1 protein-coding gene is annotated in these 296 nt (G+C 65.2%); it reads right to left on the bottom strand.

The genetic code is table 11. The features are described from left to right. Positions 1 to 296, bottom strand: a 296-nt coding sequence (locus SB756_RS29220) for an ABC transporter permease subunit (protein WP_410913029.1), incomplete at both ends; no start/stop codon positions are given.

The raw sequence follows: 296 nt of genomic DNA, 5'->3' as shown, positions 1-296 counted from the left end.
ATGCGCACATGGCGGGCCTTGCCGCGCACCCGCAGCTCCAGCCACAGCATGATCAGGCACAGCGCCAGCAGCACGGCCGAGAGCATGGCAGCGTTGGCGTTGCTGAACTCCAGCTCGAACTGCTGGTAGATAGCCGTGGTGAAGGTCTGCAGGCCAAGAATCGACAAGGCGCCAAATTCCACCAGCATGTGCAGGGCAATCAGCAGCGCGCCGCCCAGCATCGATGGCCACAGCAGCGGCAGGGTCACCTTGACGAACACCCCCCAGCGGCTGCAGCCCAGCGTGCGTGCCGACTC

The sequence above is a fragment of the Pseudomonas sp. SIMBA_068 genome (genome assembly GCF_046534705.1).
GTDB classification, from domain to species: domain Bacteria; phylum Pseudomonadota; class Gammaproteobacteria; order Pseudomonadales; family Pseudomonadaceae; genus Aquipseudomonas; species Aquipseudomonas putida.
The sequence above is the reverse complement of the archived record's forward strand: the minus strand, read 5'-3'. Positions and strand labels throughout refer to the sequence as shown.